8 protein-coding genes are annotated in these 8,327 nt (G+C 60.3%); 3 read left to right on the plus strand and 5 right to left on the minus strand.

The genetic code is table 11. The features are described from left to right. Nucleotides 1–9: 9 nt before the first annotated feature. Both WAO69_RS03300 and WAO69_RS03305 read left to right on the plus strand, forming a co-directional pair. Complete coding sequence (locus tag WAO69_RS03300) at nucleotides 10–1,344, plus strand: mechanosensitive ion channel family protein (RefSeq protein ID WP_422176621.1); 1,335 nt, start codon at nucleotides 10–12, stop codon at nucleotides 1,342–1,344. Next, a complete protein-coding gene (locus tag WAO69_RS03305) occupies nucleotides 1,323–2,513 on the plus strand; it encodes a TIGR03862 family flavoprotein (protein ID WP_422176622.1) in 1,191 nt (396 codons plus the stop codon). The genes WAO69_RS03300 and WAO69_RS03305 overlap by 22 nt, the downstream gene beginning before the upstream one ends. Here WAO69_RS03305 and WAO69_RS03310 read toward each other — a convergent pair. The 5 genes from WAO69_RS03310 to WAO69_RS03330 all read right to left on the minus strand — a co-directional run bounded on the left by WAO69_RS03310 (nucleotide 2,491) and on the right by WAO69_RS03330 (nucleotide 7,766). Further along, nucleotides 2,491–3,075 carry a glutathione S-transferase family protein gene (locus WAO69_RS03310; RefSeq protein WP_422176623.1) on the minus strand — a complete coding sequence of 195 codons (585 nt, stop codon included), beginning with the start codon at nucleotides 3,073–3,075 and terminating at the stop codon, nucleotides 2,491–2,493. The genes WAO69_RS03305 and WAO69_RS03310 overlap by 23 nt on opposite strands. Nucleotides 3,076–3,103: 28 nt before the next feature. Further along, a complete protein-coding gene (gene holA / locus WAO69_RS03315) occupies nucleotides 3,104–4,132 on the minus strand; it encodes a DNA polymerase III subunit delta (RefSeq protein ID WP_422176624.1) in 1,029 nt (342 codons plus the stop codon). Beyond that, entirely contained in the window at nucleotides 4,129–4,614 is a 486-nt protein-coding gene (gene lptE / locus WAO69_RS03320) for an LPS assembly lipoprotein LptE (protein ID WP_422176625.1), read from the minus strand. Before lptE ends, holA begins: the two co-directional genes overlap by 4 nt. After that, on the minus strand, nucleotides 4,601–7,186 hold the full coding sequence (gene leuS / locus WAO69_RS03325; RefSeq protein ID WP_422176626.1) for a leucine--tRNA ligase: 2,586 nt from the start codon (nucleotides 7,184–7,186) through the stop codon (nucleotides 4,601–4,603). Before leuS ends, lptE begins: the two co-directional genes overlap by 14 nt. Nucleotides 7,187–7,262: 76 nt before the next feature. Further along, nucleotides 7,263–7,766 carry a DUF3576 domain-containing protein gene (locus WAO69_RS03330; protein WP_422176627.1) on the minus strand — a complete coding sequence of 168 codons (504 nt, stop codon included), beginning with the start codon at nucleotides 7,764–7,766 and terminating at the stop codon, nucleotides 7,263–7,265. A gap of 323 nt (nucleotides 7,767–8,089) precedes the next feature. Between WAO69_RS03330 and WAO69_RS03335 the strand changes: the two genes are divergently transcribed. Then, the coding region (locus WAO69_RS03335) for a porin (protein ID WP_422176628.1) at nucleotides 8,090–8,327 on the plus strand (238 nt) is incomplete at its 3' end.

Here is an 8,327-nt window from a genome sequence, read left to right on the forward strand (position 1 = left end):
GGCTTGGGTATGGAATTTGATCTCGCGACGCAGCCGGAAATCGTCCGGCAAGCAGCCAGCTATGGCTTACAGGTCTGGGAACTGGCCAAGGACTGGTTTGTAAGCCCCGCAGCCTGGTCGCAGTTTGCACTGTTGATTGCCGCCTGGGTGCTGGCCGTTCTGGTGACCCGACGCCTGCGCCCCGGTTTGACGCGACTGCTGACCCCGGAAGAAGGCAGCGACACGCTGATTTCCAAAACGCGCGGCTTTTTCTGCCAGATGTTGCCGCTGGTGCTGCCTTTGCTGGCCTTTGGCTTTACCGCGATTGGCGAAAGCGTCGTCCGCTCGATGTTTGAATCCGGTGCCGTGATTGCATTTGGCAAACGCGTGTTTCTCTTTATCGCGGTGCGTGCGCTTGTGCGTGACATCATCACCGATCCGTTTCTGGGGCTGTTGGGACGCTTCGTTTTCATGCCTGTTGCTGCGCTTTATGCACTGGGCCTGCTGGAGGCGGTTCGCCTGTGGCTGGATGGCGTGGTCGTGCCTTTGGGCAATCTGTCCTTTGATCTGGAAGACACTGTACGCTTTGCCATTGTCGGTGGGCTGATCTTTTGGCTTGGGCGGTGGTCGAATGATCAATCCGCCAACCTGATCAAACGACAAGCCGATATGCGCCCTGCCACACGGCAACTGGCGGAAAAGGCAGCCGAGATCGCGATCTTCAGCGTTGCGGGTTTGATCTTTCTCAACATCATGGGCATTCCGCTGACCTCGATCGCGGTGCTGACCGGTGCGATTGGTGTGGGGCTTGGTTTTGGTCTGCAAAAGATCGCCTCCAATTACGTCTCGGGCATCATCCTGTTGCTGGAAGGGCAGGCGACGGTGGGGGATTATGTCGAGCTTGACGGCGGTGAAGCCGGCACAATCATTCGCCTGACGGCCCGCGCAATCATACTCGAGAGCTTTGATGGCCGCTGGCTTGTCGTTCCGAACGAGGATTTCATCATCACGCGGGTGGTGAACTATTCCGATCAGGGGTCGGCCAATCGCTATGAGGCCCCGTTTTCGGTCAGCTATGACACCGATATCAATCTGGTACCCGCGATCGTCGAGGCCGCCGTTGCAACGCATCCCGGCGTCCTGAGTGAACCGTTTCCACCGGATTGCGAGTTGCGCGCCTTTGGCGACAGCGGCGTCGAATTCGCCGTGGAGTTTTGGGTGAGCGGGCTTGACGATGGCCCCAACAAGTTCACTTCGGATGTGCTTTTTCTGGTCTGGAACGCTCTCAAGGAGCACAATATCGAAATCCCCTATCCGCAGCGCGTGGTCGAGATCAAAGGCGGATGGCCCATGGCCAAGGCATGAGCGTTGTCGTCATCGGAGGAGGCCCGGCAGGCCTGATGGCCGCCGAGGAACTGGCGCGCGCCGGGTTGAAGGTGGTCGTGGTGGATGCCAAGCTATCTCTGGGTCGCAAGTTCCTGATGGCGGGCAAATCCGGGCTGAACCTGACCAAGGACGAGGCATTCGGTCCGTTCCTGAGCGCGTATGACGGTGCCGCCGACCCTCTGCGCCCGATTCTTGAGGCCTTTGGTCCGGCTGAGGTGATGAACTGGGCGCGCGATCTGGGTCAACCCTTGTTCACTGGCAGCACCGGGCGCGTGTTTCCCGAGGTCATGAAAGCGTCGCCTCTGTTGCGTGCCTGGCTTGCGCGACTGGAAGGCCTGGGGGTTGAGACCCGCACAGCCTGGCGCTGGACAGGCTGGGAGGATGGCGCGCTGTCGTTTGACACGCCGCAGGGTCCGCGCAGGCTCCTGGCCCAGGCGACTGTTCTGGCGCTGGGCGGCGCAAGCTGGGCGCGGCTTGGATCGGACGGGGCATGGGCTGATCTGCTCAGTGCGCAAGGCATTCAACTGGCCCCGTTTCAACCGGCCAATGCCGGAGTGCGGATCGACTGGTCCACGCATATGCAATCGGTGATGGGGCACCCCCTCAAGGCCGTGGCCTTTCAGGCCGGTGCGGCGCGCACCCGCGGCGAGGCGGTGATCTCGGCCAATGGGCTGGAGGGCAGCGGGATCTATGCAATCAGCAAAGCAGTGCGCGAGGGCGCGGCTCTGAACGTTGATCTGATCCCGGACCTGACTGTGGCGCAGGTTGTCGAGCGGCTGAGCGCTGCGCGTGGCAAGACGAGCCTCGCAAACCATCTGCGCAAGCGCCTCAAGTTGGGAGCTGCGCGCATCGCCCTGTTGAATGAATTCGCCCGCCCCTTGCCGCAGGAACCGGTGGCGCTTGCCGAAAAGATCAAGGCGTTGCCCGTCCCGCATCGGGGACTTGGCGACATGGATGGTGCGATTTCGACAGCAGGCGGAGTGCCCTTTGCCGCGCTGGATGAAGCTCTGATGCTGCGCGATCTTCCCGGGGTCTACTGCGTCGGGGAAATGCTGGACTGGGAGGCTCCGACAGGCGGTTACCTTCTCACCGCCTGCTTTGCCACGGGGCGCTGGGCCGGGCGCGCTATTGCTTCCCGGCTTGGATGAACGCGGCGCGGGCGCGGGCGCGTTTGCCATAGTCCTTGACCGCTTCATTGGTGACGGGAATGTCCATCCCAAAGGCCCAGCCAAGGCAATGCACGGCCAGGATATCGGCGATGGTAAACTCATCGCCCATCAGCCATTCGCCCTGCATCCGGTCAGCCAACCCGTCCAGATTCCGGGCGACCTCGGCTTTGGTCGGGTCGACCACATCGGGCACACGCGCGTCTTCGGGGAAGATAAAGCTGTGCTTGGCGATCAGCCACAGCAGGGCGTCCAGATCTTCATTCAGATAGTGCAGCATCGCATCCAGCCGCGCGCGTTGGATGGTACCTGCTTGATAGCCAAGGCCTCCGTGTTTGTCCGACAGGTAGGTCATGATCGCGACCGAATCCGTCAGCGCCTCGTCGCCCACCATCAGCACGGGGATTTTGCCCGACGGATGATAGGCTTTGGCCTCATCGCTGCCGGGGGCCAGATCGGCATGGGTGTATTCCACGCCCAGTTCTTCAAGCGCCCAAAGGACCCGGAACGCGCGGCTGCGGATACGTCCAACGACTGTGTACATTATATGGTCTCTCTCTGTTTGTTGTGGTTCAGCGACGGCGGCCCAGCATGGCAAGGCGGATCAGCATCCTCTCTGCCAGCGCCATGGCCGGTGCGCTTTGCCCGGCCGAGCGGAGTTGTAGATCAGTATCGGTGATCAGCACCAGAGCGTCTTCCAGCCTGTGCATGCCCCAGGCCTGTGCCTGTCGCAGGACCCGGTCCCGGCGCGGCCCGAAAATCGGCGGGCGCACCCGGCCAATCCCGGCCCCCGGTCCGCCGGGATCGCTGGCCACGGCATGAAGCGTGCGAAAATGGCGCAGCGTCCCGATACACAAAGATACTGCATTGGTACCCTGCGCCTGCAGTTTGCGCAGGACCGGTCCAATCTCGCCCACGCGCGCTTCCGCCACCACGTTCAGGACATCGTCCAGAGCGGCTTCTGTCGAGGCAGGGGCCGACGCCTCGATATCCTCGACTGACAGGGGTGTGTCATCGCCAAGTTTGTAAAGCGCCACCTTTTCCAGCATCTGGCGAAAGTCTCCGGGCCCCAAAGCGCGCGAGTAATCGGTCAGGGCGGTCATGCTGTCATGGGGCACGCCGCGCAGACCCGCATCCGTCAGCATGCGCTCGATCTCATCCCGGCTTGGGGGGTCGTCATAGATACCCACGGCATAGGCGTTGGCATGCCCTTCAAACAGTTTGCGCAGCTTTGACGTGGCCTTTAGCGCTCCGGCCGTCACGATGATCTGAGCGTCGCCGGACTGCCAATCCTGCAAGGCGGCCTCGATTGCGTTCAAGGCCTGGTCATTGGCATCCTCGACAAAGGCGGCCCGCGGCCCGGGAAAAAACCCGATGGCCTTGATCGCATCGACCAAAGGGGCGGCATCCTTGCGCAGGTCTGATGCGGGCATGCGCGTCAGGCGCATCTCTTCTTCGCCGCTGTCGCCGATCAGGGCCTTGATCACTTCTGTGCGCTTCAAGGCAATCCGCATGGGATCAGCGCCATAGATCAGCAGACCTGCCTTGCCCGGATCGGGCTTGCGAAAATAGCTGGCAGCGTCGCGGGCGGAAAGTTTCATGAGGGCGGCAGCGTCACCTGCGCAAAAAGCTGCGTTGTGATCTGATCGGCAAGCATGCGCATGAGCCGCGCACGTGCATCGCGTTCGGCGGCCAGTGTCTGCACCGTGTCACCGGTTGCGGAATATCCGGTGAAATTGTTCACCGTCCCGGTCCAGATCACCTCTTCGGTGGTCAGATCGCTCAGCGCATAATTCACGCGGCCAACCAGATTGAAACGGTTGATGTCTCCGGTGGACGTAACCCCCAGCGCCTCGCTTGCGAGCGCCAGATCAAAACCCAATCCATAGCGGCTTCCGCCCCGGCCCAGACGGGTTTCAAGTTCCTGAACCAGAATATAGCTTTCTGGATCTGCGGGTTCCTGCACGATGACCTGACCCTGCAGTGCCGCCCCTTTTCCGCCCGGTGCATAGACGGGTGTGAACCCGCAGGCCGCCAGCGCGAAGGGCAGGATCAGCAGGGTGCGGCGGTCAAACAACAACATTCACGATGCGGCCCGGAACTACGATGACTTTCTTGGGCGCGGCTCCCTCCAACGCCCGTTGCACAGCGTCTACCTTCAGCGCGGCTTTTTCAACCTCTGAAGCGGGCATGTCCTTGGCAACGGAAATCTCGCCCCGGCGTTTCCCATTGACCTGAATGGGCAGGGTGATGGTGTCCTCGACAAGGAACGCCTCGTCCGGTTTGGGCCAGGGCGCGTTGACGATCAGGCCATAGCCACCCTGTGCGGCCCAGATATCTTCGGCCAGATGCGGGGTCATCGGAGCCATCAACTGCGCCAGCGTCATGATGGAGGCGCGTTTGACGGCATGTCCGGCAGTAGATTTTGCCAGCGTGTTCGTGAACGCATAAAGTTTCGCGATGGCGGCGTTGAAGCCAAAGGATTCAATGCCTTGCGTCACTTCGAAAATGGTCTTGTGCATCGCACGCAACAGGTCTTCGTCACCTTGACCGGGCGTGTCGGGTACCATTTCGGCAATCTTGTCCGACAGCGACCAGACACGCGACAGGTGCTTGTAGGAGGCCTCGGCACCGGCGGCAGTCCATTCCACATCGCGTTCAGGGGGCGAGTCGCTCAGAACGAACCAACGGGCGGTGTCGGCACCGTACTGGGCAATGATATTGACCGGATCAACGACATTTTTCTTGGATTTCGACATCTTGGCCGAGGGGATGATCTGAATCGCCTCGCCCGTGGCCCGGACGGTCTGGCTCTCAAGGTCGACGTCTTCCGGCAGGTGATAGACCGGGCGGCCCTTGTCATCGGTCGTCTGATAGATCGCATGGGTCACCATGCCTTGCGTGAACAGAGCGTCGAACGGCTCGGATGCGCTGGCAGGCAGATGTCCGGTGAGATGCATCGCCCGGGCAAAGAAGCGCGAATAAAGCAGATGCAGAATCGCGTGTTCGATACCGCCGATATACTGGTCCACATTCATCCAGTACGCGGCGTCTTCCATATTGGTCGGCGTCTCGGCATGAGGCGCGGTAAAGCGCGCGAAGTACCACGAACTGTCCACAAAGGTGTCCATCGTGTCTGTCTCGCGCAGCGCGGGCTTGCCACAGGCCGGGCAGTCGGTGTTGCGCCATGTGGGGTGACGGTCCAGCGGGTTCCCGGGGATCGTGAAATCGATCGGCGTGCCGTTTTCGTCATAGGGCAGGGCGATGGGCAGATTTTCTTTCTTCTCGGGCACCACGCCGCAATCATCGCAATGGACGACCGGGATCGGGCAACCCCAGTAGCGCTGACGTGACAGGCCCCAGTCACGCAGGCGGAATTTGGTAACGCCCTGACCAACGCCATTGGCCTCGCAGAAATCAATCGCGCTATCGACGCCTTCCGCCCCTGTCTGGATGTCCTTGCCGGCGAAGCCTTTGACGTAACGCACTTTCTCGGTCTTGGGCGGCACATAGGCCTCGCCACCCTCTTCGGGCCGGGTAAAGCCGTCCTCGCCCGCTTGGGGCACATAGGTAGAGACGACAGGCAGGCCGTAATTGTTTGCGAAATCCAGGTCTCTCTGATCATGGGCCGGGCAGCCAAAGATCGCGCCCGTGCCGTAATCCATCAGGATGAAATTGGCGACATAGACCGGCAGCTCCCAGGCCGTATCAAACGGGTGGCGCACGCGCAGCCCGGTGTCAAAGCCCTTTTTCTCGGCCTTTTCCAAAGCTTCCTCGGTGGTGCCGCCCTTGCGGCACTCGGCATTGAAAGCCGCCAGATCGGCATTGTTCTTTTCCAGTTGCTTGGCCAGTGGGTGATCGGGCGAAATACCCACAAAGGACGCGCCCAGCAGCGTGTCGGGGCGGGTTGTATAGACTTCGACCCGGTCGTGGCCATCAGGCCCGTCAATCAACGAAAAGGCAAATTGAAGGCCACGCGATTTGCCGATCCAGTTGGCCTGCATGAGTTTGACCTTGGCGGGCCAGTCATCCAGGCCATCCAGAGCATCCAGAAGCTCTTCGGCCATATCGGAAATCTTGAAGAACCACTGTGTGAGTTCGCGCCGCTCGACATCGGCACCTGAACGCCAGCCCTTGCCGTCAATCACCTGTTCATTGGCCAGAACCGTCATGTCGACCGGATCCCAGTTCACCACGGCGTTCTTGCGATAGACCAGCTCGGCCTTGAGCATATCCAGAAACAGCGCCTGCTGCTGGCCGTAATACTCGGGATCACAGGTGGCAAACATGCGCGACCAGTCCAGCCCAAAGCCCAGAGGCTTCATCTGTGCGACCATGTCGGCGATGTTCTGATAGGTCCAATCCTTGGGGTGGCCGCCAATCGCCATCGCCGCGTTTTCGGCTGGCATCCCGAAGGCGTCAAAACCCATCGGATGCAGCACGTTATGCCCGGTCGCCATCTTGTAGCGCGCGATCACATCACCCATCGTATAATTGCGCACATGCCCGATATGGATCCGGCCCGACGGATACGGGAACATCTCAAGCACATAGTATTTCGGCTTTTCCGCCCGGCGTACGGCTTTGAAAACCTCTGACTTCTCCCAGGCTTCCTGCCATTTGGCTTCGATCTCGGAGGGGGTATAACGCGCCATGATAGTCTCTGGTCCATAAACTGAAAAAGCCGGGTGAAGCACCCGGCGTTGTCTTAGAGTGAAACTGCAAGGGTTTCTAGAAGCGATTGTCCGCAATGCGCATCTGGCGTGCGCGCGCCAGGATCGCATCTTCGACCGCGCGCGCAGTACCCGCGGCAACAGGGCCGCTGCGCGACTGCAAGGATACACGCAGCGCGCGCGCATCCAATGCGGGATCCGTTACATGAATGGTCGCGCGATATTCGCGTCCACCGCCGGGCGGTTTGCCGTATCCGGTCACGATCACGCCGGTGAACGGGTCAACCGACTGAATTGGCAGGAAGTTCAGCACTTCCAGCGAGGCGTTCCAAAGATAGCGGTTCACAGCAACGGTCTGGTCAGTGGTGTTTGGCCCGAAGATATCCCAGATAGAAGACCCAGTCGTTGATTCGCCCAAGCCACCCGGCGTGCCTTCAGACGGGTCGAACGGTTGATTTGCCCCGGTTGCGTTGGGCCCGACGACCGCACGGTTACCGCATCCGACCAGGACGGTGCACAGAGCAATCGTCAATGTAAGCTTGCCAAAGTGAGACAGTACCATGGATCCGATCCCAATAAATCGCCGTGTATACGTCCTAAACAAGGCAACATGGCTGAGCAAGCCTTTACTGATTCCCAAGCTGCAGCGGAACCGCCTTGAACCGCGGTTTCATCTGCGGTTTATGAACTTCCGACAGATGTGCGCACACATGTGTATACAACATTGTGTTTGGTGACTGTGGCAAAGCTGCACCATCCGGGGCCACATTGTTGCCGGGCTTTGACCCGAGCCTTGCGTCAAAGAAGTGAAAGAGCGAAACCCTTTGGCATACCCGACCGGATTCCCCGGTTTGGGCGTATGAATAGAAAACCGAGGGAAAAACTATGAAAAAGGTTCTCTTCCTGACTACTGCCCTGGTCGCTTCGGCGTCGATGGCAGCAGCAGATGTTCGTATCAGCGGTTACGGCCGTTTCGGTCTGGACTACAACGAAGCAAACAATGGCGCCCATGGCAGCACCACGCTGACCTCGCGTCTGCGTATCCAGTTCGACATGTCGACTGAAACCGATGGCGGTGTGACCTTCGGCGCCCGGATGCGTATGCAGGCCGAAAGCCGTGACA

This window comes from Aestuariivita sp., from assembly GCF_049276915.1.
Taxonomy (GTDB): Bacteria; Pseudomonadota; Alphaproteobacteria; order Rhodobacterales; family Rhodobacteraceae; genus Aestuariivita.

Coding starts and splice junctions, on each gene's coding strand:
- leuS (WP_422176626.1), bottom strand. CDS start 7,186: ATGGCGCGTTATACCCCCTCCGAGATCGAAGCCAAATGGCAGGAAGCC.
- WAO69_RS03305 (WP_422176622.1), top strand. CDS start 1,323: ATGGCCCATGGCCAAGGCATGAGCGTTGTCGTCATCGGAGGAGGCCCG.
- WAO69_RS03300 (WP_422176621.1), top strand. CDS start 10: ATGGAATTTGATCTCGCGACGCAGCCGGAAATCGTCCGGCAAGCAGCC.
- WAO69_RS03310 (WP_422176623.1), bottom strand. CDS start 3,075: ATGTACACAGTCGTTGGACGTATCCGCAGCCGCGCGTTCCGGGTCCTT.
- WAO69_RS03330 (WP_422176627.1), bottom strand. CDS start 7,766: ATGGTACTGTCTCACTTTGGCAAGCTTACATTGACGATTGCTCTGTGC.
- holA (WP_422176624.1), bottom strand. CDS start 4,132: ATGAAACTTTCCGCCCGCGACGCTGCCAGCTATTTTCGCAAGCCCGAT.
- lptE (WP_422176625.1), bottom strand. CDS start 4,614: ATGTTGTTGTTTGACCGCCGCACCCTGCTGATCCTGCCCTTCGCGCTG.